Source organism: Corynebacterium evansiae, from assembly GCF_027570065.1.
Classification (GTDB): Bacteria; Actinomycetota; Actinomycetes; order Mycobacteriales; family Mycobacteriaceae; genus Corynebacterium; species Corynebacterium evansiae.
On sequence record NZ_JAKMUT010000001.1, the window covers coordinates 55218 to 78728 of the forward strand.

A 23511-nucleotide genomic window follows, 5' to 3' on the forward strand; every position below is an offset into this window, starting at 1 on the left:
CAATGTCATTAACGTATTCCCGTTCTAGCGACATTTAGGCCCAGCGGAGGGGTATGGGCGGCAGCGCCCAGCGGAAGGGGTTGGCTGAGGCGCGCTAAACGAGGCGCGCTAAATGAGGGGTGCGCGCTGGGCGGGGTGCTGGCTGCAGCCCGCCGGGGTTCCCAGGTTCCCGGCAACGACGAAACCCGCTAGCACCTTTCGGTGCCAGCGGGTTCTAGTTGGTCGGGATAACAGGATTTGAACCTGCGACCCCCTCGTCCCGAACGAGGTGCGCTACCAAGCTGCGCCATATCCCGGTCTGGAGCGGCACGTTAGTTTTGCAAACTGTGCAAAGCCAACGGCTGCAACTCGAATTACTATAGCCCGCACAGGGGGCATTTTTCAAAATGACAGCGTATCGAGCCTTTTGGGCTACTCCGCCGGCTTCTCCACGATGTGGATCAACGTCGCCGACGGGCGGCAGAAGATGCGGAAAGGCACGTACTTAGAGCTGCCTAGCCCGTTGGTCACGTGCAGCCACATGCGCTCGGTCCAGCGGGAAAGCCCGCGCGCCCGGCTCCTGTCGATGCCGCAGTTCGTCACAATGGCGCGCCCACCCGGCAGGCACAGCTGCCCGCCGTGCGTGTGACCGCTCAGCACCAGCTGGTATCCATCGGCGGCGAAGCGGTCCAGAACGTGCGGTTCGGGGGAGTGGCTCAGCCCGATGGTCAGGTCGGCGTCACTATTAGGGCGCCCCGCGATCCGCGAGTAATCGTCTAGATCGTGGTGAGGGTCGTCCACGCCCGCGATAGCCAGCTTGATCTTCGACGGGCTGGTCAGCGAACCAGTCGCGGCGGGGTCGATGGCGAACTCGACGGTGGCGTTCGAGGCGTCGTGCCAGCCGCGCTCGATGAAGGCCGCGCGCATGCCCTGCCATGGCAGCTGCACCTGGGAGGGCTTGCGCTTCTTGCCCAGCAGGTAGATGAAGGGGTTCACGGGGCGCGGCGCGAAGTAGTCGTTGCTGCCGAACACGAACACGCCGGGGCGTTCCAGCAGCGGCCCGAGCGCGCGGAGTACTCCCGGCACGCCGTCTTCTTCGCCGAGGTTGTCGCCCGTGTTGACCACCAGGTCCGGGTCCAGGCGGTCCAGCGCGGCGACCCATTCCTGCTTCTGCTTCTGCTTGTCCAGCATGTGCAGGTCGCTGACGTGCAGCAGCCGGAAGCTATCCCAATCGTCGGGTAGCGTGCCGGGCTCAAGCAGCGGCACGGTTACCTCGTGTAGTTGGAACTTTAGGGTTTCTTTATATGACGCCGCAGCGACCGCCGCGCCGGCCGCCCCAATTCCGAGCGCGCTTTTCAGCACGTTGGCGGGAGTGAGCAGACGTTTGCGGGCCTGGGCTGGGGAGTTCGCTGGGGAGTTCCGACGATTGTTCTTCACGTTCCCCAGGGTATCGCTTCGCCCGCGGGTTAGCGGAGCTGATTCAGGAAGTCATCGAGGTCGGCGAGGCCGCGGCGGATCTCCGGCGGGAGGTCCAGCTCTCCTTGGCCCTGTGGGGCCTGCGGGGCGGGCGCGGAGTTGCCGCCACTCGGGGCACCACCTCCCGATCCGCCGGTGGACGCGGGTGCGCCCCACTTGCCGGGGTTGGTGCCTGCGTCGTACTTCTTGTCGTAGGAGGGCAGCTTGCCGCCACCGTACTTCTTGATCATTGGCTTCGAGGCCTCGAAGAAAATCTGTGCGGGCTCATTACCGCCGTAGAGGTTGCCGTTGCCGCATTGGCGCACGGGCGCGGTGCACAGGTTCTTGGCGGTGCCACCGTCGTTAAAGATGTAGGAGGATCCGGCCCAGCCGGAGGTGAAGCCCAGGAACGCGGCGGAGAAGCTGGTTTCCGTCGTACCCGTCTTGGCGGACAGCGGTCCGCTCCAACCCGCCGCGCGGGCAGAAGCGGAGGCCGTGCCCTGCTGCACGTCGCTGCCCAGGCCGTTGGCCAGTGCGTCGGCGATCTTCTTGTCGATGGCCTGCTCGCAGTCCACCTTCTCCATCTCCACGTCCTCGCCGTTGCGGTCCTTCACGGACAGCACGGGCGTGGGTTCGCACCAGCGCCCGTGGTCGGCCAGGCTGGCGGCGACGTTGGAAAGCTCTAGCGGGTCGACGGCCGTGGGGCCCAGCACGAAGGAGCCGAGGTTGTTGTCCTTGACGTACTCCTCCACGGAGTTCTCGCCGTCGAAGCTGCCCTCGTTCTTGTAGGAACGCAGACCCAGCTTGATGGCAATGTCCGTGATGCGTTCCATGCCCAGCTTCTCCGCCATCTCGATGAAGGGAGTATTCGGGCTGGTCGCCAGCGCTTCCTTCAACGTCATGTTGGGCTTGTAGGAGCCCGCGTTTTCCACGCAGTACTTGTTCGGCGGGCAGCCGGGTGCGCCGCCTGCACCCATGCCTTCCACCTCGGCGCGGGTGGGCACGGCGAGGTTGGTGTTGAGCCCCATGCCGTCCTCCAGCGCCGCCGCAGCTGCAAAGATCTTGAACACGGAGCCGGCGCCGTGCCCCTGCAGCGAGTGGGGCAGCGGCAGCACGGATTCCCGCTCGTCCTGGCTCAGGCCGTACTTGCGCGAGGAGGCCATGGCCAACACCTGGTGCTTGCCCCCCTTGGGCGTGATGTAGTTCGTCGCGGCGGATACGCCCTCCTGGTCCGGGGAGACCTTGCTGCGGGCGGCCGTCTCCGCATGCTTCTGCGCCTGCGCATCCAGCGTGGTGCGGATGGTGTAGCCGCCCTTGGCCACCTCGTCCTTGGAGATTCCCTTCTTGTCTAGGTACTCCATCACGTAATCGCAGAAGAACCCGGAGCCACCGGCGCCGATGCAGCCGTTGGCGGGAACCTTCGGCTCCTCCAGCACGCCCAGCGGCTTGCTCGCCAGCTCATCCGCCTTGGCCTGCGAAAGGCTATCCGCGTTCACGCGCGCCTGCAGCACGGCATCGCGCCGCTGCTTCGCACCCTCCGGGTTGGTGTACGGGTCCAGCGCACTGGTGGATTGCACGATTCCGGCCAGGAAGGCCGCCTGATTGTCGTTCAGGTCCGCCGCGTTCACGCCGAAGTAGGTCTGCGCCGCGGCTTGCACGCCGAAGGCGCTATTGCCGAAGGAGACCAGGTTCAGGTAGCGCGTCAGTATCTCGTCCTTAGTCAGCTTTTCGTCCAGGTCGCCGGCCATCTTCATCTCGCGCAGCTTGCGGGGCAGTGAAGTTTCGATGGCCTGGGCGGCCTCGTCCTCGTTCTCCGCTTCGATCAGCCACAGGTAGTTCTTCACGTACTGCTGGTTGATCGTCGACGCGCCCTCCGAGACCCCGCCGCTAGAGACGTTCGCCGCCGCCGCGCGCAGGGTGCCGCGGATATCTACGCCTTTGTGCTGGTAGAAGCGCCGGTCCTCGATGGCGACGATGCTGTCCTTCATTGCCTGGGAGATCTTGTCCGAGGGCACTTCAGTGCGGTTCTGGTTGTACACCCAGGCGATTGTCTTGCCGTCCCGGTCGGTGATCCGCGAGCGCAGCGGCACCGAGTTGTTCTCGGAAATGTCCTGCACATTGGAGTTCATCGCGTCCGTGCTGGCGTTTACCACCCAACCGCCCGCGCCCGCGAAAGGCAGGATGGCGGCGGCCAGTAGCACGCCACCGGCCAGGATGGCGAGGAAAAGTTTCAGAAATGCCTTCGGTGCGTCCACGGCTATCACCATAACCCACGCCCCGGACAACCCTTTAGCCTTTTTGCCCTTTCTTTGTGACGCCCACACGCCAGCCAGCGGGGGTGATCACCCCCTTTGCAGACCTGTGCACCTTTAGTGGAAAAGATTTGCTCTGGCGTTGGTTTGGGAAAAGTTCCGGCTGTGACGCGCAACACGATTTGCTGATGGGCTGACCAGCGGGATCGTGAGGGCGTCAAAAAGAAAAGGTCGTGGGGCGGGTAGCAGATCTACAGTTTTCGCTGGTCAGTTGAATCCATACTTAATAAATGTCGCGTGGCTATCAGTTACCCCCAAAATGTGACCTATTCGACACTTCTAAAAACGTGTGAATAAAATTACTACTACAGCAAGCCTCTACGGCAGTTGGCGGTACCAAACGACAACCGACGCACAAGGCGCGAGGGCCGCCCCTGCTGGAGGCACGTTTCGGAGGAAGACAATGACTGCATCGCTTGCCCGCACGAAGGTGACCGGCGGCTCCAAGCCGACCTGCCAGCCTGCTGAACAGATCACGACCCGCGAGTCCTTTAGCAATCGTGGCGAGTGGATCACTCAGGCACACTGCCGCAACGTGGATCCGGACGAGCTCTTTGTAAAGGGTGCCGCCCAGCGCAAGGCCGTGGCCATTTGCCGCCACTGCCCCGTCGTGCTGCAGTGCCGCGCCGACGCCCTGGATAACAAGGTGGAGTTCGGCGTGTGGGGCGGCATGACCGAGCGCCAGCGCCGCGCGCTGCTGCGCAAGCACCCCGAGATCACCAGCTGGGCGGACTTCTTCGCTGGCCAGCTCGAGGCTGCCAGCGCGGCAAAGAAGTAACCATTACAGTAGTTCCCATGACTAACTGGGAATACGTAACCGTACCGCTGCTCACTCACGCTACTAAGCAGATCCTGGATAACTGGGGACAGGATGGCTGGGAGCTCGTCTCCGTGCTGCCCGGCCCGACTGGTGAGCAGCACGTTGCCTACATGAAGCGCCCGCTGGAGCAGTAGGGCAAAAGAGGCAACAGAAGTAATAAATATGGCACAGCAGAACTTTCGCCAAAAACTAGAAGAACTCGGCCTGCAGCTGCCGCCGGTAGCAGCACCCGTCGCCGCCTACGTGCCGGCCGTGCGCAGTGGCAACATCGTCTACACCTCCGGTCAGCTGCCCTTCGTGGACGGCAAGCTGCCCGTCACGGGGCTGGTCGGCGCTGAGGTGACCGAGGAGCAGGCTTATGACGCCGCCCGTACCGCCGCGCTGAACGCCATTGCCGCGATCGACGACCTGGTGGGGATCGATAACATCGAGCGGATCGTGAAGGTCAATGGATTCGTTGCCTCCACCGCAGACTTCGGTGGGCAGCCAGGCGTGATCAACGGCGCCTCCGAACTATTGGGAGAAATCTTCGGCGAAGCCGGGGTGCATGCCCGCGCCGCAGTCGGTGTGGCCGCGCTGCCGCTGAATGCCCCCGTAGAGGTAGAGATCGTCGCGCAGATCAGCGCATAATTTCGCGGTTCGATCTACACTGGGAGGCATGAAGCACCCCGCTTATAGTCAACTACGTCCAGTAACCCCGAACGTCGGCGTCGTTCTCGCGCCGAACCCCAGCTACGCTGCCCTTGAGGGCACGAACTCCTGGGTGATTAGGGGAGAAAACGACAAAGTATCCGTTGTGGTGGATCCGGGTCCGCAGGACGAGGGCCACCTGAATGTGCTGAACACCAAGGCTACCGAGGGTGGTGCGGAGATCGGCGTTGTGCTGCTGACCCACCGCCACGCTGACCACGCCAACGGTGCTCAGCGTTTCCGCCAGATCTCTGGCGCGCCGGTGCGCGCCTTCGATAAGCAGTACTGCATCGCAGCCGACGAGCTGGAGGACGGGGAGATCATCTCCTTCGAGGGGCTCACCCCCACCATCGAGGTCGTCCACTGCCCGGGCCACACCTCCGACTGTGTGTCCTTCTTTATCCACTCCAACGGCGGCACCGACGATTCCGACGTGGAAGGCATCATCACCGGCGATACTCTCGCCGGCCGCCACACCACCATGATCTCCGAGACAGATGGTGACCTGGGGGCTTACCTGGAGACCCTCGCCAAGCTGCGCGAGCGCGGGCAGGACAAGCCGCTGCTGCCCGGCCACGGCCCGGACCAGCCGAACCTGGCGGAGGTTGCACAGAAGTACATCGATCGCCGCGAGCAGCGCCTGGAGCAGGTTAAGGAAGCCCTGAAGAAGCTGGGCGATGACGCTTCGGTGAACGAGATCGTCGATGAGATCTACACGGATGTGGATCCGGTGCTGCGTAACGCCGCGGCACAGTCCACCCGCGTGACGCTGCGCTTCCTGCGCGGAGACAAGGATTAGTGCAGACTAGCGGAGAGGCTACAGCCGACTGAAAAAGCCCGCACCAGCTGGTGCGGGCTTTTTGTGTGCCCTCTATATCTCTACCCGGAGCGTGCAGTTCTAGCGCTGCCCAAAGTGGCGCGCCGCTCTAGCGGGCGCGCTTGGCCAGGCGCTCGGTATCGGAGATAAGCACGGACTTGCCCTCCAGGCGGATCCAGCCGCGGTGGGCGAACTCTGCCAACGCCTTGTTCACGGTCTCGCGGGAGGCGCCGACCAGCTGGGCGATTTCCTCCTGAGTCAGGTCGTGGTGCACGCGCAGAGCGGTGCCCTCCTGGGTGCCGAAACGGTTTGCCAGCTGCAGCAGGGCCTTGGCAACGCGGCCGGGAACGTCCGTGAAGATCAGGTCTGCCAGGGAATTATTGGTGCGGCGCAGGCGGCGGGCGAGCACGCGCAGCAGCTGCTCGGCGATCTCCGGGTGCTCGCTGATCCAGTTGTGCAGCATGGTGGAGTCCATCGTCGCCGCGTGCAGCTCCGTCACGCAGATGGCAGACGAGGTGCGCGGGCCCGGGTCGAAGATGGACAGCTCGCCGAACATATCGGAGGGGCCCATGACGGTCAGCAGGTTCTCGCGCCCATCCACCGAGTGGCGGGCGAGCTTCACCTTGCCGCTGATGATGATGTACAGCCGATCACCTGGCTCGCCCTCGTCGAAGATGGTGGTGCCACGAGGAAATTTAACGGTATCCAGTTGCTCAATGAGGGTGCGCACTGCGGTGGGTTCAACACCCTGGAAGATGCCTGCCCTCGATAGTATTTCGGATACTTCTGCCATCCTTAGTTTCACTTCCGTTTCTGGCATCGCGGTGGCGCGGGTGACCACCTCACCTGTGTAGCGTGCATCACGCTAAATATGTATGGTTCGTCTCTTTTGTTAGATCATACCCAACTATGTCACAGCACAATTCGGGGTGAAGGTACATTTGAAAATATTATTAGCTGCCGCTTTTGCTCGCAGAACTTCTTTTTCGTCGAAGTGGAAGGTTCTATGACTCGCCAACCAACCCTGCCGCGCATCGGCGCTCACATCGCCGCGAAGGGCAAAGAAACTCCGCTGGGCCGCAAACGCCGCGCCCGCAAGATCAATCGCATGCTCGCCGAGGCCTACCCAGACGCACACTGCGAGCTGGATTTTAACAATCCCCTCGAGCTGCTGGTGGCTACCGTCCTGTCCGCACAGTGCACCGATAAGCGCGTCAATGCCGTAACCCCGGCACTGTTTCGCCGCTATCCCACCGCCGCCGACTATGCGGAGGCGAACCTCGAGGACGTCGAGCAGCTCATCAAGTCCACCGGCTTCTACCGTTCGAAGGCCAAGAGCATCGTGGGCCTCGGCCAGGCCATCGTGGAGAAGCACGGTGGCGAGGTCCCCGGCACGCTCGAGGAGCTGGTGAAGCTCCCCGGCGTGGGGCGCAAGACCGCAAACGTGGTGCTGGGAAACGCTTTCGGCGTGCCGGGCATCACCGTGGATACGCACTTGGGCCGCCTGGCCCGCCGCTGGAAGCTCACGGAGCACGAAGACCCAGTACAGGTCGAGCGCGACCTCATGGAGCTCATCGAGCGCAAGGAATGGACCCTCTATTCCCACCGGGCGATCTTCCACGGTCGCCGAATCTGCCATTCGCGCCGGGCGGCCTGTGGAGCCTGTTTTTTGGCGCGGCAGTGCCCTAGCTTCGGGATGGCGGGGCCGGCTGACCCTGAGGTGGCGTCAACAATGATTAAGTCGGACGACCGCGACCACCTGTTAGATATGGCGGGGTTTGGGGAAGCAGGCCAGGTAGACTGATTTCCTGTTATGTCTGCACCTGTCGAACACTCCGCCCGCACGCGCGCGATCATCATCGCGGTCACGCTGGTTGTTGGCATTGCGATTCTGTGCGTGCCGCTGATTGCCGCGCTGCGCGATGATTCTGCGGACGATGTAGGTGCGCCTACTTCTTCTGTGGAGGATGGCACCCCTTCGGCCCCAGCGGACGACGGGCCTATCGAGGTAGCGAACGAGGTCCGCTGCCCAGAAGGTGCAGGCGCGGGCGCGAGTGAAGGTGAGGGCGAAGTCACTGTGAGCCCCGAGGCGGAGCTGAAAGACGTGCACCTTCCCTGCCTGACAGAGGGCGGTACAGGCAGTGCAGGCAGCGCAGGCGCGTCGCAGACCTCCCTGGCCGAACGCCTGGCGGGCAAGCCTGCGGTCGTGAACGTCTGGGCCTGGTGGTGCGCCCCCTGCCGTGAGGAACTGCCGGTGGTACAGCAACTCGCCGAGCAGAACCCCGAGTGGAATGTCGTGGGAGTGCACCTGGATGCCAAGGGCCAAGCCGGAGCGGACATGCTGCGCGACCTGGAGGTGGATAAACTGCCCAGCTTCCAGGATTCCAACCACACTTTCGACTCCGCGGCGAACCTGCCGAAGGTGGTGCCGCTGACCGTGGTCTACAACCCGGACGGCACCCGCGCGCACCTGTATGCGCAGACCTTCCACAGCGCCGAGGAAATGGAAAAGGCGGTGCAGGAGGTTCTATGACCAGCTCGAGTTCGCAGCCGAACACCCACCTAGACCGGTGGCTCGCACGCATGCAAAAGCAGCCAGAACTGCCTTCCAACCTGCCCGAATGGCTGCACGACTTCGCCCGCGACTGCCGTGAGGTGGACATCCACCAGTACCTCAACGACTCCGCCCGGATCGTGCCGGAGGTCGACGAGCACGGCCGCCCGCCCCGCTACTCGGCGGTGCTGATTCTTCTTTCTGGTGACGCCACCTTCTCCCGCCCCGCCGGAACCACAGGCAGGCAGTCCATCCCCACCGACGCAACCATGCTTCTAACCCACCGGGCGCCGACCATGCGCAACCACAGCGGACAGGTGGCCTTCCCCGGCGGGCGTTTGGAGGCAGCCGACGCTGGGCCGGTGGAGACCGCCCTGCGGGAGGCCGAGGAGGAAACGGGGCTGAACCCGGACACTGTGGAGCCGTTTGCAGTGCTGCAGCCGATCTACATTGATCGCTCAAATTTCGCAGTGGTGCCCGTGGTGGCGTGGTGGCGTCAACCCCATGCGGTAAGCTGCCCTACAACCGAAAACGACTGGGTCGAGCCCTACCCCCTGGGCGAGCTGGTAAACCCGGAACGGCGCTTTGAGGTGGGCTTCGCCGGCTGGCGCGGACCGGCCTGGAACCTGCACATCGGCGAGGAAAACCCGCTGGTTCTGTGGGGCTTCACCGGCGGGGTGATCAGCGCCCTGCTGCGCCGCGCGGGCTGGGAGGAACCGTGGTCCAGCGGCGGCGATAGCGGTGCCGAGGGGCCGTGGAACCTTTTCGAAACGCTGGCTGGCTCCGCCAATGGCGAGGCGCTCGGCGAGATGCGGGAAGGGTTCGACAGGGCCAACAAGATGGGCAGGAACGGAGGCGCACCATGAGCGGAGCTACGGGGTCGATGATCCTCGACATTGTGCTGGTGTTCATCTGCCTTGGCGCGGCGATCTCCGGATTCCGGCAGGGCGGGTTTAGCGCCACGCTGAGCTTCGTCGGGGTGGCTCTGGGCGGCTACTTGGGTCTGAAGCTAATTCCGCTCGCCGTGCACTTTGCCGAGGACAAAGTGCCTGATAGCGCCAGCGCACGCTTCTTCGCAGCACTGCTCACCGTGACGGTCGTCGTGGTGATCTGCTACGCCATCGGCTCCGGCTTTGGCGCGAAACTGCGGGATAATATCCGCACGCGGGAGGCTCTAAGGGCGGATTCCGTCGTCGGTTCCATTGTGCAGGTTTTTACAACGCTGCTGATCGTGTGGTTGATCCTCGTGCTGATCGCCACCGGGAACGTCGGCGGCTTCGGGAAGACGATCAAGGGAAGCAAGATCCTCGGTGCGGTGGGCAACGCCGCCCCGGTGTGGTTTAAGCAGCTGCCCGCGCAGACCTCGCAGCTGATCAACGACTCGGGTTTCCCGATGATCGCCGACCCGATGGAGAACCTGCCCACCGCGGAGGTCGATCCGCCGGACAACGCCCTGATGCGTTCCCCGGCGGTGCAGAACACCCGCGACAGCGTGCTGCGCGTGGTTGGCCAGGCGGAACAGTGCAGCCGCATGCTGCAGGGCACCGGCTGGGTGGTTGCCGAGGATACGGTGATGACCAACGCGCACGTGGTGGCCGGAACTAACGAGGTCACGCTGATGACGAAGGACGGCCCGCGCGAGGCACGGGTGGTGTACTACAACCCGCAGGTGGACATCGCCCTGCTCCGCAGCGAGAACCTGCCCTTTGTGCCGATGAAGTGGGCAGAAGGCGAGGGGCAGCAGGGCCAGGATGCGATCGTTATGGGCTATCCCAACGGCGGGCCGTTTAAGGCCACCCCTGCGCGCATCCGCGAGAAATTCGTGGTCAGCGGACCAAACATCTACGCGGATGAGCGGGTGGAGCGCGAGGCGTACTCGCTGCGCGGCTCCGTGGTGCAGGGCAACTCCGGCGGCCCGCTGATCGACAAGGACGGCCACGTGCTGGGAGTCGTGTTCGGTGCCGACATCAATGAGAAGGACACTGGCTACGCCCTAACCAGGGAAGAAGTCATGAAGCACGTCGGGGACATAACTTCGCACCAAGGCAGCCCGGCGACGGGCGCCTGCGTGGCGGAGTAGCGCTGCTTTAAGTGCGCAGGTGTTCGCGGAGCAGCTCCGCGACGCAGGGCGGATCTTCCACGTGCGGGTAGTGCCCCACGCCGAAAAGCACCTTGTGCTCGGCGGTATCGGCCTTCTGGGCGGACTTTTGCGCCAGGGATTCGTCGTAGATGGGATCCATGCTGCCATCCACCGCCAGCAGCGGCACCGGCGTGGTCGCAGGGAAGGTCCGCTCGAAGCGCATTGCCTCGGGTCGGAAGCGGCTGCGGAAAGGCCAGCGCAGGTACTCGCAGGAAAGATGCGCCACCTTATCTACCTGCATCGCTTCGCGACGGAGTGCGGCGCTGCGGAAGTAGGCGTCCGTATCCCTAAAACCCGGGGCCACGCCTGCCCTAAAGATCTTCTCTGCCGCCGCGGCGTTATCGGCCAATAGCTTGCGCTCCGGAAGGCGCGGCAGCTGAGCGGACAGCAGACGGTGAGCGAAGTGTGGCTGCGAGAACGGTTGGATCAGGATCCGGCGGAAACGCAGCAGCGGATTGATGGCGGAAAGGGTTACGAAGCTGCGGACGCGCTCCGGGTTGTGAGCCACCAAAGTCCAGGCGACCATGCCGCCGTAGCCGTGGCCAACGACGGTGGCGGTGGTGTGCCCCAGCCCGCGGATCACCCCAGCCATGTCGCTGGCGGCGGTGGTGAGGTCGTAGCCACGCGGGGTCTTATCCGAGCGGCCATAGCCGCGCAGATCCACGGCGGCCAGGCGCAGATGCTCACCCGCGAGTTGCTGCATCAGCGGGCGCCAGTCGAAAGCGCCGCCTCCGAAACCGTGGATCAGCAGCACCAATGGGGCGTTGCGGGGGCCTTGAACGTCGACGCGAAGACGCACACCCCGCGAATGCACGAAAGTGGCATGCGGGGTGTGCGGATCTACAGCGTGAGAATCTTCGGATGTCATCTCAGGCGCGCGAGGAATTTAGGTGTACATTCCCGGGCGACGCGCGGCGGAAGAGTTCTTACCCTTCTGCGGGATCACGGTCTTTAGCTCGCCGACGGACTCGATGGTCTTCTCCGGCTTCTTCGCACCCTTGACCTGCTTCAGGCCAACCAGAGCCAGAATGGCAACCAGAACCAGCATGAACAGGAAGACGACCAGGAAGGCCGCCCAACGCCACATGAAGGTATCCAGCGCCTCGGCGATGGTGAAGAAGAGGAAGAAGGAGCTGTAGGCCAGGATGATGGCGGCAGCGCCGAACAGGCCCACGCCGATGCCGGCCTTCTTTGCGGACGTAGCGATCTCGGTCTTTGCCAGCTCGACCTCGGAACGAACCAGAGAGGAAACCTGCGCAGAGGCATCCTTCACCAGATCACTAATGCTGGCCTGACCCTTGGCATGGGTATCTACATCCGACAGCGGGATAGCGTTAACCTTCGGGTTAAAGCTATCGCGATCGGTGAACATGCCATCGTGATCGTTCTTGCTCACTGTTAAAACTCCTGGGGGTTACACCTAATTGACTCCCCCTAGTTTGCCAGACCACGGGGAAGATTGCGCGCGCGGGTGCATTATTGTCTTAAATATGTCTGACAATTCTGTGCAAGACCCACTTGCTGGACTGGCCGAACTGCCCGGAGTGCCGGACGCTGTGGCCCAAGCCAACGACCACCTGGCGCGCCTGCACCGCCACCCCGCCAACCTGCGTGGCTGGGATGTCACGGGTGCGGAATCGGTGTTGCGCGGGGCGCGTGCCTCGGCGCAGCTGGACGGTGGTTCCCCGCGTTTGCCGGAGGACGGCCAGGTGGAGGATCCGATCCTAGCCGGTGCCCTGCGCGCCGCGGAGCTGCTGGCGCCGGACGGTGTGACGGAGACGGTGACTACCTGGCGGCGCGCCCCACTGCAGATCATGGCGCGCATCAACGCGGTTGCCAGCCCGCAGATGTCCGACCCTGCATTTCGCCAGAAGGCCGCGGGGGATGCGGAGTTCCTGGTGCCGGGTCGGCCGCGCCGCTCCACGGATGCGCGCCTGCAGCTGCTGGGCAAGTTCATCACCGGTGGCACCAAGGTGAACGCGACGGTGCTGTCTGCGGTGATCCACGGCGAGCTGCTGACGTTGCAGCCTTTTGCGGACGCCACCGGCGTGACCGCCCGCGCCTGCTCCCGCCTGGCCACTATCGCCACCGGCCTGGATCCGCGCGGCCTGGGTGTGCCGGAGGTCTGGTGGAACCGTCGGCGCGACGAGTACCAGGCAAAGGCTGAGGGATTCGCCAGCGGCACCCCGGAAGGCGTGGCCGAGTGGATTGTTTTCCACGCCACGGGCCTGTCCGAGGGCTCGCTGGAGGGCAAGTCGATCGCGGACGCGAAGTAGAAGTAGCCGCTAGGCCTCGTCTGAACCTTCCTCGCGCCCGCGCCACCACATCGCCAGACCAGTCGCGGCAATGCCGAGCAGCGCCAGGGTGGCGCCCGCCCCGGCGATCACCGCTGCCTGCGGGAACAGTGGTTCCGGGCGGACGAACTGGCGGATCGGCCACTCGGCCTCCGTCGCCTGCTTCTTCAGGGGACGGTCCGGGTTCACGGCAACCGGGTTGCCCACCAGCTTCAGCATGGGGATGTCTGTGGCGGCGTCAGAATAAGCGTAGCTTTTCCCTAGGTCATAGCCGTGTTTGCGGGCGAGCTCTAGGATGCGCTCGACCTTCGCATGCCCCTTGTTGAAGTGCGTGACGGCACCGGTGAAGCGCCCATCCTTTTCCTCCAGTTCGGTGGCGAACAGGTGGTCCACGCCGAGTTCCTTGGCGATGGGCTGCACCATGACGGAGGCCGAGGCGGTCACGATGGCGATACGGTGGCCCATTTTGCGGTGCCATTCGATCAGTTCGCGCGCCTCGGCGTAGATGAACGGGGTGATGACTTCCTGCAGGGCGTCTTGGGCGACCTGGCGCAGGGGCTCGGATTCGCGATCCTTGATGATCCTGGTCAGGGCCTCTTTTGTGGATTCCAGGCCCTCCTCAGAGTGGGTGGAGAGCATGTAGTTGCCCAGCATCGCCATCATCTTCAGCACCTCACCGGTGTTGAGCAGGCCGCGTTCGGCCATCGGGCGGCGGTAGGCCAGGGATGCCGACGTGTCGATGATGGTCTTATCGAGGTCGAAGATGGCCAAAACTCGCTCTGCGCCCGGTGTGCGCGGTGGGTCCTGGTGCTGAGTCACATGCGTCATTCTAGTCAAATTGCACCACTTATGTCACTCTAATCTTGTTGCGTTTCGGGTTATTCACAGGGTCTAGACCCTTTTTTATGACGCCAACCCGACTTTTCCACAGCCAAAAAATCAGGGGTACTTTTACCAGCGTGCAGCTGGGAGCCTTTGGTTCATGGGCGCAGGGAAGTCAGCGAAGCAGAGCAAAGCAGTAGCCAAGAAGGCAAAAGCGGCAGCACGGAAGAAGGGGCGGGAGCGAACTGAACAGCTTCGGCCGGTGATCGTGGACATCGCGGATCCGCTGTGGAACAACGAGGCGCGCATGGTCGTGGCGGTGACCCGCCGGCCGATGATCATTCACGATGGTACGGAGGAGTTTGAGGCGAACCTCCTCCGCGAGCTAGATCGGAAAGACGGGTTTACCTGCCAGAACTCGGCGATCGTGCTGAGTGATAGGGAGAGCGAGCTGACCCGCCACCGGCTGGTGCGGGCGATCCGCGTGGATCAGCTGGAGCCTACCTTGGATGCCGGCGGGGCGATGGTGTTGGCGGAGATGATTGGTTCGAACGACGCCGTGCGCATCGCGGTGAGCTCCGCCGTAGGTGGTGCGGGATCCAGCCTGTTTGCAGCGCAGCTGGCCTACTACATGTCCTGCGAGGGAAGGCCTGCGGTGTTGCTGGACGCCGACCCGCATTCCTGCGGCCTGGACCTGGTGCTGGGCAAAGAGCGGCGGCCGGGGCTGACCCGCAACCAGATCCCCGCCGACTGCGACTTCGACCAGCTGCGCAGCCACCTGCTGATGCTCGGCTTCGACAGCGCGGGCGGCAAGAAGATCAGCGCGGATGGCGGAGCCGTTCCCGTGATCTACGCCGACCGCTACCCGACTTTCGGGGCGCACAGCGGCGGTAGGGGATTGGACGTGGGCCAGCTAGCCGGGTTGATGCATGCGGATGACCTGGTGGTGGACTGTGGCCGCAGCCTGCCAGTGGCCGATAGCGCGAGCGCCGGATGGCAGGAGCAGTGGGGTGAAGGGGAGCCCGACGTGCACATCCTGGTGGCACCCCTAACCATCCAGGGAGCGACCGCCGCCAGCGCGCTGCGGAACAGAATGCTGGAAAACGACCGAACCAAGCCGCTGATCGTGTTGCGGGAAGTTCCCGGTGCTTCCACCTCTGTGGCTGTCGCCGCGATGATGATGGACGAGGTTCCGGTGGCAGTGATTCGCCACGACGACCAGTGCACTCCCGCCCTGGACCGGGGCGAGGCCGAGTATTGGATCGAAAGTTCGCTGAAGCACGACCGCGCTCGCGGGCCGGTGCGCGAGGTATGGGAGAAAATCCAGCACATCGTCGGCAACTGTGCGCTGTCAATCGCGAGCTAGGGGATAACAGGGACGGGGGGAGATGCAGGTGGCGTCACTAAGGAAAAAGAACAAGAACAGCCAGCCGGAACCGGAGCGCGGGCTGCTGGCGATCGTGCGCGACGACCTAGCTGAACAGGGGATTAGTAGGCCGGACGAGCGCGACCTTTCGCGCAGCCTGCACCTGATCGGGAAGGCGAGCGTGGAGAACGTGCGGACTCTGCAGCGAGAGTTCAGTGGGCTGGGGCCGCTGGCGGGGCCGCTGCAGGATGCGCAGGTGACGGACGTGGTGCTCAACGGCGATGGCAGCGTATGGGCCGATCGCGGCGAGGGTATGCAGCCTATAGACGGGGTGCAGATCGGCGTGGAAGCTGCACGCGACCTAGCGGTGCGGATGGCGACGATGTGCGGGGAGCGGTTGGACGAAGCCCGGCCCTTCGCCGATGGGGTGCTGCGCGAGCTGCCTCCGGACGTGCCGGCGCAGGCAATTCGAGTGCATACGTTGCTGGCTCCGCCGGCGGCGGGCGGCAGTTGTATTAGCTTGCGCGCGATTAAAGGGCAGCAGAACTCTCTGGATGCGCTGGTGCAAGGTGGCCTGGCAAGTCAAGAGATGGCGGGCGTGCTGCGGCGGATCGTTCGCGCGCGGCGGAACATCCTCATTAGCGGCGGAACGGGCGCAGGGAAGACCACCCTGCTGGCCGCACTGTTGGCGGAGGTGGCCTACGACCAGCGGCTGCTTGTAGTGGAGGACACCCCGGAGCTGCTGATTGACCATCCTCACGTGGTGGCGCTGGCGACCCGCGAGGGCAATGCGGAAGGGGCAGGCGCGATCTCCATGACTGTACTGGTGAAGCAGAGTCTGCGCATGCGCCCTGACCGCATCGTCGTGGGAGAGATCCGCGGCCCTGAAGTGGCGGACCTGCTGGTTGCCCTGAACACCGGGCATGCGGGCAGTGCGGGGACTATCCATGCGAATGATCCCGCAAGCGTGCCTGGGCGGCTCGAGGCGCTGGGAGCGATGGCCGGGCTGGATCGGATCGCGCTGACCCGCCAGGTGATTGACGGCATAGACGTGGTGTTGCACGTCTCCCGCACGGAGCAGGGGCGACGGCTGACGCACATCGGGCGGCTGGTCGGCGACGAGCGGGCGCGCATCGAGGTGCTGTGGCACTGGCGCGATGGTGCCCGCGGGGGATTCGAGGAGTTCTGCGATGAGCTGGGCTGAAGGGAGGAGAGAAATATGATTCCGGTACTGGCGGTGGTGGCGGCCGCGTTGATGGTGGCCTTCACCCTCAAGATCGTGGTGGGGCGGATGATGAAAACCCGTCGGCAGATGAAAACCCTGGCCGAGGTGCGCGATGTAGTGGATGCCATCTCCCGCGAAGTGGCCGCAGGTGCCCGACCATTGGAGGCTGTCGAACACGCGGCTGAGGGGTTGAAATCCGAGGCGCTGCGTCACGAGCTGGACGTCGCCTGCGTGAAGGTGCGTCTGGGCGCAGCGCCGGGTGCAGGGTCTGCTGGCGCCGCGCCGGGTGCAGGGTCTGCTGGCGCCGCGCCGGGCAGTGGCACCCCTAGCTTCCTTGCCCACCTATTCCACATCTGGGGCATTTCCCACCGCCACGGCGTGGGGTTGGCGGCGCTGGCCCGGGCGCACGTGACGGACATTGATGCGCAGCTGGCGCACATCTCGAAGTCCACCTCCGCGACGGCGGGCGCGCGGCTGACGGTCACGGTGCTGCTGGCACTGCCGATCGGCGCGGTGGCGTTGGGGCAGAGCAGCGGGCTGGGCACGCTGACTTTCCTGCTGACGAATGTGCTGGGAGTGCTGCTTTTCTTGGCCGGGGTGGGGCTGGTGTGCGCAGGCACCCTGTGGACGGAGCATCTGAGCGAATCGCTGACCACATCACCGCTGGGCGGAGTGGGTGTGCGGGCCGGACCCGCCGGCTCCACACCCTTGGGTCCGCTGGACGCGGCCCGCGCCCTCGACGTTTCCGCGGCTGCGCTGCGTGCCGGAAAGGCATTGTTGCCAGCCTGGGACGTGGGGGTGGGGCAGTTAATCCACGATGGTGAACACGATGGGGAAGGGGAACTCGGCCGCGCCATGGCGCTGCTGAACCTCGGTGGGGGAAAAGACGCCTGGCTTACGCTAGCCGAGCATGCCCTCTTTGGCCCTATCGCCCGCCAAGCGGCGCAGCAAACCCGCGCCGGAACATCGCTCGCCGATGGAATGCATCAACAGGCCGAACACCTTCGCCGCGTTGCCGCCGACAAGGCAACCGCCGGAGCTGAGAAGGTCTTGATCGCCTTGGCGGCACCACTGACCCTTTGCTTCCTCCCGGCCTTCGTCTTCGTCGGCTTGATACCGCTGGCCATCGGGATGGCCTCGCTCTAGGAGCTATGGGCACCGACGTGAGGTGAGGGCCACTCCCGGGGGAAAGCAGCCCACACCGACATCCGACGTCTACCAAACACAACTCACTCAACACGGCGGCGCGCCTCTCGTGCCGCCGGGGAAGGACACTGACCATGACCACTCCAACCATCACCGCTCCAACCACTCTCACTCCAGCTACACCCACCTCAACCGCTTTCACACCGACTGCGGCGCCAGAGCAATTCCAGGCTGCGCCGATCAAGACGGACCCGAGCACTGGAATCGCGGAAGAAACATATTCTGACCTGCACCCAATCACTCGTTGGTGGAACCAGATTATCGGCGCTGTCTATAGTCGTTACGCAGATGATAAGGGAATGTCCACAGTGGAATACGCTTTGGGTTGCGTGGCGGCAGCCGCCCTCGGGGCGCTGCTGTACACCGTCGTTACCTCGGACACCGTGGAGCAGGCACTCAGCGGAATCTTCGATAGGGCACTGAACACAAAGTAGCCCGGAAGGCTCCTGGTTAGCCGCCGGGGCCACACCACGCCCCGCGCTCCTGAGCTCTTCAAGGCTCGGGCGCGTGGGGGCGTCAATAAAAACACACACCACGAAACACACATCACGAATTACGCACAAGAATCTTTAACCAGGAACGAACATGAACACAGTCGAAGGCGCCATCGTCCTGTCCGCCATAACGCTCGTCGCCGGTGGATCCGCCGCGGGATTGGTCACCATGTCGCAGGCAGCCTCGGCGCAATCGCTGGCGCGGACCGTCGCCCGGGTCGAAGCGCGTGGCGGCGATGGGGTTGCGCTCGCCAGGCAGATTGACGCCACCGCTGAAGTCGCCACATCCCGCGAAGGCGGTGCGGAATCGCCACTTGTGCGGGTGAAAGTCACCAAGGACGGGGCGCTGTTCGACGTTCACGGCGAGGCTGTCACGTTGGTGGAGCCGGACGGGGAATAGAGGGGATCGAGTTAGATGACGAGGGGTGAAAGATGAGCACCGTCTATGGGGCGATGATCACGCTCGGCGTCCTGTCGGTGGTTTCCCTGTTGGCTATCGGCAGCGCCATGCTGGGTCACAAGGAGCAGGCCAGCACGGCCGCGGACCTGGCCGCGCTCTCGGCGGCGATGGTGGTGCAGACGGGCGAGGGTGAGCCGTGCAATACGGCGCGAAGCATCGCCGGCGCCAACGGCGCCGACGTGGAAAGCTGCGAGGTCAAAGGCGAGTTCGTGACGGTGGACGTCACCACCCGCATGGGATCGAACTCCCGCATCCTCCCGCAGAAAGCGCAGGCCATCGCCGGGCCTGCAGAGTAGCCGGGCGCACTGCTAAGGGGGTGCGAAACGTGGGCGCGAAGGCGTGCTTGCGCGGGCTAAGCGTTGCGGAACAAGTTCGCCAGGAACGGGGTGGAGTGTACCTGCGAAGCGGGGACAGTCCCGCCGTGGTCGGTGGGATACCAGTGCACCTCCACCCGCTGGTTACGGCTGCGCATATCCCCGACGAATTGGTTGATCCACATGTCCGTGTTCAAGATGATGCCGATAGGAGTGGGTACGTCCATATCCTTCAAGCCGTGGCCCAGGAAAACCGGCTTGTCGTAGCCCGTCGCAGGAGTTTGCATGAACTCTCGCAGCGCCGGTTCCAGCCCCGGCACCTCGCGGAGCGGCTTGGAAAACGCCCGTGCGACATTGGTGCCCTTCAGGGCTTCGGAAAGCTCCGGATAACAAGAATCCTCGGCAGCCTTCACCATGCGCTTGCCCTCGTCGGTCAAAGCGGAATCAACATCCACGTTCGGGTTCGCCTCCCGGAACGCCGCGACAATATACATCGCGTAGGTGTTCAAACCAGCTGGCAGGGGCACCGGCGGGAAGGTCGGGCTGCCCGCCAACACGATTTCCTCCACATAGGCCGGGGCGCCCGTGGCCACCGTGCCCAGGAAGTTCAGGTTCGCCTGCTGGCTCCGCTCCGTTGCTCGCAGCCCGACGTGCAGGGCAGCGCCGCCACCCTGGGACTGGCCAATCACCGCCCAGTTGCGGGAAATCTTCTGGCCACCCTGCTTCACCGCAGGCAGATCCTGCGCGGCGATCACGGAATCCACCACGTTAGCGGCAGTGGACTTGCCGTTGAGGTAGCTCATCAGTCCCTCGGTGCCCATCCCCGCATAGTCGCTGGCGACGATCGCATAGCCCTGGTTGAGCCAATGGTTTAGATAGTCCTGGTCACGCTGCGAACGCGGATTCATCGACGGAGTGCACTGATCCGCCAAGCCCACCGTTCCATGTGCCCACGCCAGCACCGGCCAGCCCCCAGCCGGAGGTTTGCCCTTCGGGAAGAACACCGCACCGGTGGAAGGCGAGACCGTCCCGTGCTGGTTGGTCGTCGAGTAGCTAAAGCGGAACTGCTGGCCAGCCGCAGACAAACCGACCGCCGGATCAAGCGGAACAGTGTTCATCAGCGCCCCCGCCTTAGCTGGAACCGCGCCGATCTTCAGCCCACTATCCACCGGGCTGCCCGCGAAGGGAGCTGGGGTGCGCATCGGCTCGCCCTTGTTGACCAGCGCGGAAGCGCTCGACTGCGGCCCAGACGGCGCTGGTGCAGAGGAAGCTACGCCAGATGGCGCCGACCCAGACGGCGCCGCGGACTGCGCGGTGGCCACCCCGCCCATCCCGGACAACGCAACCAAGGACATCGTGGCGGCGATACTCGCCTTAAAACCTCGTCGGAAACCAGTGTGATTTTTCCCAGAAAAAGACTTCATGCAGGAAAGTATATTCTCGGGCGGGTTGAGATGTGGGCGTCCTCAAGAAAAAGCAGTGAACTAACCCGCCGCCCCGGCCAGTGCCCGCAACAACAACACCGCACCCGCCTTGAACAGCGGATCGTTGCCGTTGCCGCACTTCGGCGACTGCACACAAGACGGGCAGCCGGACTCGCACTCGCAGGTCTCCACGGTCTCGGCGGTGGCGGCCATCCACTCGGCAAAGCGCGCAAAGCCCTGTTCGGCGAAGCCCGCGCCACCCGCATAGCCGTCGTACACGAACACCGTCGGCAGACCCGTATCCGAATGCAAAGCGGTAGAAACGCCACCAATATCCCAGCGGTCGCACGTCGCAATCAGCGGCAACAGGCCAATCGCCGCATGCTCCGCGGCATGCAACGTCCCCGGCCACGTCGGCTCCGGCAGCCCCAGATCCAGCAGCACATCCGGATCCACGGTGTAAGCCACCGCGCGGGTGCGCAGCGATTCCGGCGGCACGTCTAGCGGCACGGTCTCCAAGATCTCACCACCCGGCAGGCGCTTCCGATAACCGTTGACGGCGTGCGAAACCTCCACGTCCACATCCGCCAGCCACACCCCGTCGCAGACCTTGCGCGTCCCCCGGGTGCGGCGCACCGCAATGTCGGTATCGCGGATCACCTGGGTGGTGTACTCCGGGAACTCCGGCCGCACCCACGCCACGGATTCCTCCAGGTCCAGCAGCTGCACCACGAACGTCTCGCCCTGGTGCATGTACACCGCCCCGGTGTGCACGTCCGACGTCGCGCGCGACTGATCCACCGTGCCCAGCAACCGGCCGGAGTCGGCCTCCACGATCGCCACCTGAGCCGCCGCCCCGCCGCGGATCGACACCCGCGAATGCACCTGCTCCGCCACCTTCAGGTCTGCGAAAATACCCCGCGGCCTGCGCTTCAGCGCTCCTTGGCGCAGCAGGTGCTCCACCACCCGCTCCGCACCCCAGTGCGCCACCTCCGCATCGGACAGGGGCTTCTCCGCCGCCGCGCACACCACATGGTCGGCCAGTACGTAGGGGTTCGTCGGGTCGAAAACAGTGTTCTCCACCGGCCGGTCCAGCAAAGCCTCCGGGTGGTGCAGCAGGTACGTATCCATCGGATCGTCAGCGCCGACCAGCACCACCAGCGCACCCTGCCCGCGCCTGCCCGCGCGCCCGGCCTGCTGCCGGAAGCTGGCGATAGTGCCGGGGAAGCCGCTGGTTACCACTACGTCCAGCCCGCCGACGTCGATGCCCAGCTCCAGCGCGTTCGTCGAGGAAATACCCAGCAGCTCGCCATTGTCGAAGCGACGCTCGAGCTCGCGGCGATCCTCCGGGGTGTAGCCCGCGCGATATGCCGCCACCCGCACCGCATCCGCGCTGCGCCCCAGCGCCGACAGCTTCTCCGCGGCGGCGACGGACACCACCTCCGCGCCGCGCCGGGAGCGCACGAAGGTCAGCGTCCGCGCGCCCTGGGCGATCGCCAACCCCATCACGTCCGCGGCCTCGGAGTTCGCCGCCCGCCGCACCGGCGCGCCATTTTCGCCCTCCACGTCCGGCAGGAACCCGGGCTCCCACAGCGCGACGGTCCGCTCGCCCGCGGGCGCCCCGTCGTGGGTCACCGCCACCACTTCAGGCCGTCCCGTCAGCCGACGCGCGTGCGCGGCCGGATCCACGCTGGTCGCGGATGCGAGCACGATCGTCGGAGCTGTCCCGCACAGCCGCAGCAGCCGCCGCAGCACCATCGCCACGTGCGCGCCGAACACCCCGCGGTACACGTGGCACTCGTCGATCACCACATAGCGCAGCGTGCGCAGCAGCCGACTCCACGACTGCGGATTCCCCAGGATCGAGGCGTGCAGCATGTCCGGGTTCGTCACAATCACCCGCGCCTGGTCGCGGATCACCCGCCGCGTCTCGGGCGGAGTGTCGCCATCGTAGGTGGCCACCATGATGTCATTCAGGTTCGCCGCGCCCGCGCACATTCGCGCCAGCGCCGCCCGCTGGTCCTGCGCCAGGGCCTTCGTCGGCGCAATATAAAGGGCCGTCGCGGTGCTCGCCGTAGCCAGGTCGCTTAAGGCCGCGAGTTGGTAGCCGAGGCTCTTTCCGGACGCCGTGCCGGTGGCAACCACCACATCCCGCCCCGCGTGCGCGTGGTTCGCGGTCTCCACCTGATGCGACCACGGGGTAGAAATCCCCTGCTCGTGCAGGTATTCCACCAGAGTCTCGTCCGCCCAGTCCGGCCACTGCGCCGTCTGCGATGGGCGGGCGGGGATGGTGCGCGTATGGGTGACGGTGGAGCGCGGAAACTCGGGCGTCAGATCGGCCAGAAGTTCCTCGCCGAACGACGGCGCCGCGCTACTCGCCGCGCTGCTCGCTGGGCTGCTTGCCGGGCTGCCTGCCGTGCCGCTTGCGGGATCGTCGGGCGCTGAGTCTGGGGTAGGGGGCGTGGGGTCGGACATTAACAGTAGTTCTAGACCCATTAGGGGGTGGATACAAGTTATTGTCCTGCGGAATCCAAACTCGCCCGAATGTTTAACCCGCAACGTGGCAGACTGTCGTGTGGTTATTAAAATCCTCGGAACTTTTCCGCTCGCCTCGGCGTGAGGTGGGGTCTCGTTGGGTTTTGGGCCGATTGGGTTGGAAACGAAGTATCTTCCGACCTCGGCGTTTGGTGGTCGCAGAAGACTTGCGCCGGACAGATTCAACAAGATAGGTAGAAATTCATGGCACAGGGAACCGTCAAGTGGTTCAACGCGGAGAAGGGCTTTGGCTTCATCGCCCCGGACGACGGATCTTCCGACGTCTTCGTCCACTACTCTGAGATCCAGGGCAGCGGCTTCCGCACCCTCGAGGAGAACCAGAAGGTCGAGTTCGAGATCGGCGAGGGCGCCAAGGGCCCGCAGGCTCAGAACGTCACGGCTCTTTAAAACCCGTAGGGTTTTAGCAAGCCCCCTCCGCGGTGCACCTCGCGCCCCGGCGGGGGCTTCGCCGGTTAAGGCCGCGCCCACCCCGGTTGCAAATAAATTGCGTAAACCGCGTACTGTCGCTTAGAAATGCGTAAGTGGCCCCCGGAAAGAACCATTGCAAAAAACCTGTATAAACAATGGCACCCGGCAAACTTTA

General features: G+C 64.5%; 24 protein-coding genes and 1 tRNA gene. 16 read left to right on the forward strand and 9 right to left on the reverse strand.

Annotated elements, in window-relative coordinates:
• Positions 1 to 219 precede the first annotated feature (219 nt).
• The 3 genes from L8V00_RS00225 to L8V00_RS00235 all read right to left on the reverse strand — a co-directional run bounded on the left by L8V00_RS00225 (position 220) and on the right by L8V00_RS00235 (position 3701).
• Positions 220 to 296 (reverse strand) — tRNA-Pro (locus L8V00_RS00225).
• Between the two features lie 115 nt (positions 297 to 411).
• Positions 412 to 1359, reverse strand: a complete 948-nt coding sequence (locus L8V00_RS00230) for a metallophosphoesterase (protein ID WP_274707007.1) — start codon at positions 1357 to 1359, stop codon at positions 412 to 414.
• Positions 1360 to 1445: 86 nt separating this feature from the next.
• Entirely contained in the window at positions 1446 to 3701 is a 2256-nt protein-coding gene (locus L8V00_RS00235) for a transglycosylase domain-containing protein (protein ID WP_269943894.1), read from the reverse strand.
• Between the two features lie 448 nt (positions 3702 to 4149).
• Between L8V00_RS00235 and L8V00_RS00240 the strand changes: the two genes are divergently transcribed.
• The 4 genes from L8V00_RS00240 to L8V00_RS00255 are packed head-to-tail and all read left to right on the forward strand — an operon-like array spanning position 4150 to position 6055.
• Positions 4150 to 4524, forward strand: coding sequence for a WhiB family transcriptional regulator (locus L8V00_RS00240; RefSeq protein WP_034984517.1), 375 nt, complete (start codon positions 4150 to 4152; stop codon positions 4522 to 4524).
• A 17-nt stretch (positions 4525 to 4541) separates the two neighbouring features.
• A complete protein-coding gene (locus L8V00_RS00245; protein ID WP_011274258.1) occupies positions 4542 to 4700 on the forward strand; it encodes a Sp36 family protein in 159 nt (52 codons plus the stop codon).
• 28 nt (positions 4701 to 4728) lie between these two features.
• On the forward strand, positions 4729 to 5196 hold the full coding sequence (locus L8V00_RS00250) for a RidA family protein (RefSeq protein ID WP_034984519.1): 468 nt from the start codon (positions 4729 to 4731) through the stop codon (positions 5194 to 5196).
• Between the two features lie 28 nt (positions 5197 to 5224).
• A complete protein-coding gene (locus L8V00_RS00255) occupies positions 5225 to 6055 on the forward strand; it encodes an MBL fold metallo-hydrolase (RefSeq protein WP_035002890.1) in 831 nt (276 codons plus the stop codon).
• A 127-nt stretch (positions 6056 to 6182) separates the two neighbouring features.
• Here L8V00_RS00255 and glxR read toward each other — a convergent pair whose 3' ends face one another.
• Positions 6183 to 6866, reverse strand: coding sequence for a CRP-like cAMP-activated global transcriptional regulator GlxR (gene glxR / locus L8V00_RS00260; RefSeq protein ID WP_034984522.1), 684 nt, complete (start codon positions 6864 to 6866; stop codon positions 6183 to 6185).
• 213 nt (positions 6867 to 7079) lie between these two features.
• Between glxR and nth the strand changes: the two genes are divergently transcribed.
• Genes nth through L8V00_RS00280 form a run of 4 tightly spaced genes read left to right on the forward strand, consistent with a single transcriptional unit; the run spans position 7080 to position 10707 of the window.
• On the forward strand, positions 7080 to 7877 hold the full coding sequence (nth, locus tag L8V00_RS00265) for an endonuclease III (RefSeq protein ID WP_034984524.1): 798 nt from the start codon (positions 7080 to 7082) through the stop codon (positions 7875 to 7877).
• A gap of 9 nt (positions 7878 to 7886) precedes the next feature.
• On the forward strand, positions 7887 to 8606 hold the full coding sequence (locus L8V00_RS00270; protein WP_269943895.1) for a TlpA family protein disulfide reductase: 720 nt from the start codon (positions 7887 to 7889) through the stop codon (positions 8604 to 8606).
• A complete protein-coding gene (locus L8V00_RS00275; RefSeq protein ID WP_269943896.1) occupies positions 8603 to 9493 on the forward strand; it encodes an NUDIX hydrolase in 891 nt (296 codons plus the stop codon). The genes L8V00_RS00270 and L8V00_RS00275 overlap by 4 nt, the downstream gene beginning before the upstream one ends.
• Positions 9490 to 10707 carry a MarP family serine protease gene (locus L8V00_RS00280; RefSeq protein ID WP_269943897.1) on the forward strand — a complete coding sequence of 406 codons (1218 nt, stop codon included), beginning with the start codon at positions 9490 to 9492 and terminating at the stop codon, positions 10705 to 10707. The genes L8V00_RS00275 and L8V00_RS00280 overlap by 4 nt, the downstream gene beginning before the upstream one ends.
• 7 nt (positions 10708 to 10714) lie before the next feature.
• Here the strand turns inward: L8V00_RS00280 and L8V00_RS00285 are convergent, their stop codons facing one another.
• Together L8V00_RS00285 and L8V00_RS00290 are read right to left on the reverse strand one after the other, a co-directional pair.
• Positions 10715 to 11635 (reverse strand): alpha/beta fold hydrolase, encoded by a 921-nt coding sequence (locus tag L8V00_RS00285; RefSeq protein WP_269943898.1) that lies wholly within the window; start codon positions 11633 to 11635, stop codon positions 10715 to 10717.
• Positions 11636 to 11653: 18 nt separating this feature from the next.
• Entirely contained in the window at positions 11654 to 12139 is a 486-nt protein-coding gene (locus L8V00_RS00290; protein ID WP_269944065.1) for a phage holin family protein, read from the reverse strand.
• A gap of 118 nt (positions 12140 to 12257) precedes the next feature.
• Here L8V00_RS00290 and L8V00_RS00295 point away from each other — a divergent pair, with 118 nt between their 5' ends.
• The gene (locus L8V00_RS00295) at positions 12258 to 13043 is read left to right on the forward strand and encodes a Fic family protein (protein ID WP_269943899.1); all 786 of its coding nucleotides are present in this window, start codon (positions 12258 to 12260) and stop codon (positions 13041 to 13043) included.
• Positions 13044 to 13052: 9 nt separating this feature from the next.
• Here L8V00_RS00295 and L8V00_RS00300 read toward each other — a convergent pair whose 3' ends face one another.
• The gene (locus L8V00_RS00300) at positions 13053 to 13889 is read right to left on the reverse strand and encodes an HAD family hydrolase (protein ID WP_049050295.1); all 837 of its coding nucleotides are present in this window, start codon (positions 13887 to 13889) and stop codon (positions 13053 to 13055) included.
• A 154-nt stretch (positions 13890 to 14043) separates the two neighbouring features.
• On the opposite strand from L8V00_RS00300, the gene L8V00_RS00305 reads away from it, so the two are divergent.
• The 6 genes from L8V00_RS00305 to L8V00_RS00330 all read left to right on the forward strand — a co-directional run bounded on the left by L8V00_RS00305 (position 14044) and on the right by L8V00_RS00330 (position 18930).
• The gene (locus L8V00_RS00305; protein ID WP_269943900.1) at positions 14044 to 15249 is read left to right on the forward strand and encodes a CpaE-like family protein; all 1206 of its coding nucleotides are present in this window, start codon (positions 14044 to 14046) and stop codon (positions 15247 to 15249) included.
• 22 nt (positions 15250 to 15271) lie between these two features.
• Positions 15272 to 16453 carry a TadA family conjugal transfer-associated ATPase gene (locus L8V00_RS00310; RefSeq protein WP_269943901.1) on the forward strand — a complete coding sequence of 394 codons (1182 nt, stop codon included), beginning with the start codon at positions 15272 to 15274 and terminating at the stop codon, positions 16451 to 16453.
• Positions 16454 to 16468: 15 nt separating this feature from the next.
• Positions 16469 to 17620, forward strand: coding sequence for a type II secretion system F family protein (locus L8V00_RS00315; RefSeq protein WP_269943902.1), 1152 nt, complete (start codon positions 16469 to 16471; stop codon positions 17618 to 17620).
• 134 nt (positions 17621 to 17754) lie between these two features.
• Positions 17755 to 18114, forward strand: a complete 360-nt coding sequence (locus L8V00_RS10080) for a DUF4244 domain-containing protein (RefSeq protein WP_420840013.1) — start codon at positions 17755 to 17757, stop codon at positions 18112 to 18114.
• A 151-nt stretch (positions 18115 to 18265) separates the two neighbouring features.
• The gene (locus tag L8V00_RS00325; RefSeq protein ID WP_035002898.1) at positions 18266 to 18574 is read left to right on the forward strand and encodes an Asp23/Gls24 family envelope stress response protein; all 309 of its coding nucleotides are present in this window, start codon (positions 18266 to 18268) and stop codon (positions 18572 to 18574) included.
• Between the two features lie 32 nt (positions 18575 to 18606).
• Entirely contained in the window at positions 18607 to 18930 is a 324-nt protein-coding gene (locus tag L8V00_RS00330) for an Rv3654c family TadE-like protein (RefSeq protein ID WP_035002899.1), read from the forward strand.
• Between the two features lie 56 nt (positions 18931 to 18986).
• On the opposite strand, the gene L8V00_RS00335 is transcribed toward L8V00_RS00330, so the two are convergent.
• Both L8V00_RS00335 and L8V00_RS00340 read right to left on the reverse strand, forming a co-directional pair.
• A complete protein-coding gene (locus tag L8V00_RS00335) occupies positions 18987 to 20372 on the reverse strand; it encodes a lipase family protein (protein ID WP_269943903.1) in 1386 nt (461 codons plus the stop codon).
• 60 nt (positions 20373 to 20432) lie between these two features.
• Positions 20433 to 22847 carry a DEAD/DEAH box helicase gene (locus L8V00_RS00340; RefSeq protein WP_269943904.1) on the reverse strand — a complete coding sequence of 805 codons (2415 nt, stop codon included), beginning with the start codon at positions 22845 to 22847 and terminating at the stop codon, positions 20433 to 20435.
• Positions 22848 to 23111: 264 nt separating this feature from the next.
• Between L8V00_RS00340 and cspE the strand changes: the two genes are divergently transcribed.
• Complete coding sequence (gene cspE / locus L8V00_RS00345) at positions 23112 to 23315, forward strand: transcription antiterminator/RNA stability regulator CspE (RefSeq protein WP_005292238.1); 204 nt, start codon at positions 23112 to 23114, stop codon at positions 23313 to 23315.
• Positions 23316 to 23511 lie beyond the last annotated feature (196 nt).

What these genes read in the sequence shown, in the direction of transcription:
- nth (WP_034984524.1), top strand. Translation starts at nt 7,080, where the DNA reads ATGACTCGCCAACCAACCCTGCCGCGCATCGGCGCTCACATCGCCGCG.
- L8V00_RS00310 (WP_269943901.1), top strand. Translation starts at nt 15,272, where the DNA reads ATGCAGGTGGCGTCACTAAGGAAAAAGAACAAGAACAGCCAGCCGGAA.
- L8V00_RS00340 (WP_269943904.1), bottom strand. Translation starts at nt 22,847, where the DNA reads ATGTCCGACCCCACGCCCCCTACCCCAGACTCAGCGCCCGACGATCCC.
- L8V00_RS00275 (WP_269943896.1), top strand. Translation starts at nt 8,603, where the DNA reads ATGACCAGCTCGAGTTCGCAGCCGAACACCCACCTAGACCGGTGGCTC.
- L8V00_RS00295 (WP_269943899.1), top strand. Translation starts at nt 12,258, where the DNA reads ATGTCTGACAATTCTGTGCAAGACCCACTTGCTGGACTGGCCGAACTG.
- L8V00_RS00255 (WP_035002890.1), top strand. Translation starts at nt 5,225, where the DNA reads ATGAAGCACCCCGCTTATAGTCAACTACGTCCAGTAACCCCGAACGTC.
- L8V00_RS00285 (WP_269943898.1), bottom strand. Translation starts at nt 11,635, where the DNA reads ATGACATCCGAAGATTCTCACGCTGTAGATCCGCACACCCCGCATGCC.
- cspE (WP_005292238.1), top strand. Translation starts at nt 23,112, where the DNA reads ATGGCACAGGGAACCGTCAAGTGGTTCAACGCGGAGAAGGGCTTTGGC.
- L8V00_RS00245 (WP_011274258.1), top strand. Translation starts at nt 4,542, where the DNA reads ATGACTAACTGGGAATACGTAACCGTACCGCTGCTCACTCACGCTACT.
- L8V00_RS00305 (WP_269943900.1), top strand. Translation starts at nt 14,044, where the DNA reads ATGGGCGCAGGGAAGTCAGCGAAGCAGAGCAAAGCAGTAGCCAAGAAG.
- L8V00_RS00290 (WP_269944065.1), bottom strand. Translation starts at nt 12,139, where the DNA reads ATGTTCACCGATCGCGATAGCTTTAACCCGAAGGTTAACGCTATCCCG.
- L8V00_RS00280 (WP_269943897.1), top strand. Translation starts at nt 9,490, where the DNA reads ATGAGCGGAGCTACGGGGTCGATGATCCTCGACATTGTGCTGGTGTTC.
- L8V00_RS00315 (WP_269943902.1), top strand. Translation starts at nt 16,469, where the DNA reads ATGATTCCGGTACTGGCGGTGGTGGCGGCCGCGTTGATGGTGGCCTTC.
- L8V00_RS00330 (WP_035002899.1), top strand. Translation starts at nt 18,607, where the DNA reads ATGAGCACCGTCTATGGGGCGATGATCACGCTCGGCGTCCTGTCGGTG.
- L8V00_RS00250 (WP_034984519.1), top strand. Translation starts at nt 4,729, where the DNA reads ATGGCACAGCAGAACTTTCGCCAAAAACTAGAAGAACTCGGCCTGCAG.
- L8V00_RS00300 (WP_049050295.1), bottom strand. Translation starts at nt 13,889, where the DNA reads ATGACGCATGTGACTCAGCACCAGGACCCACCGCGCACACCGGGCGCA.
- L8V00_RS00325 (WP_035002898.1), top strand. Translation starts at nt 18,266, where the DNA reads ATGAACACAGTCGAAGGCGCCATCGTCCTGTCCGCCATAACGCTCGTC.
- glxR (WP_034984522.1), bottom strand. Translation starts at nt 6,866, where the DNA reads ATGGCAGAAGTATCCGAAATACTATCGAGGGCAGGCATCTTCCAGGGT.
- L8V00_RS00240 (WP_034984517.1), top strand. Translation starts at nt 4,150, where the DNA reads ATGACTGCATCGCTTGCCCGCACGAAGGTGACCGGCGGCTCCAAGCCG.
- L8V00_RS00235 (WP_269943894.1), bottom strand. Translation starts at nt 3,701, where the DNA reads ATGGTGATAGCCGTGGACGCACCGAAGGCATTTCTGAAACTTTTCCTC.
- L8V00_RS00270 (WP_269943895.1), top strand. Translation starts at nt 7,887, where the DNA reads ATGTCTGCACCTGTCGAACACTCCGCCCGCACGCGCGCGATCATCATC.
- L8V00_RS10080 (WP_420840013.1), top strand. Translation starts at nt 17,755, where the DNA reads ATGACCACTCCAACCATCACCGCTCCAACCACTCTCACTCCAGCTACA.
- L8V00_RS00335 (WP_269943903.1), bottom strand. Translation starts at nt 20,372, where the DNA reads ATGAAGTCTTTTTCTGGGAAAAATCACACTGGTTTCCGACGAGGTTTT.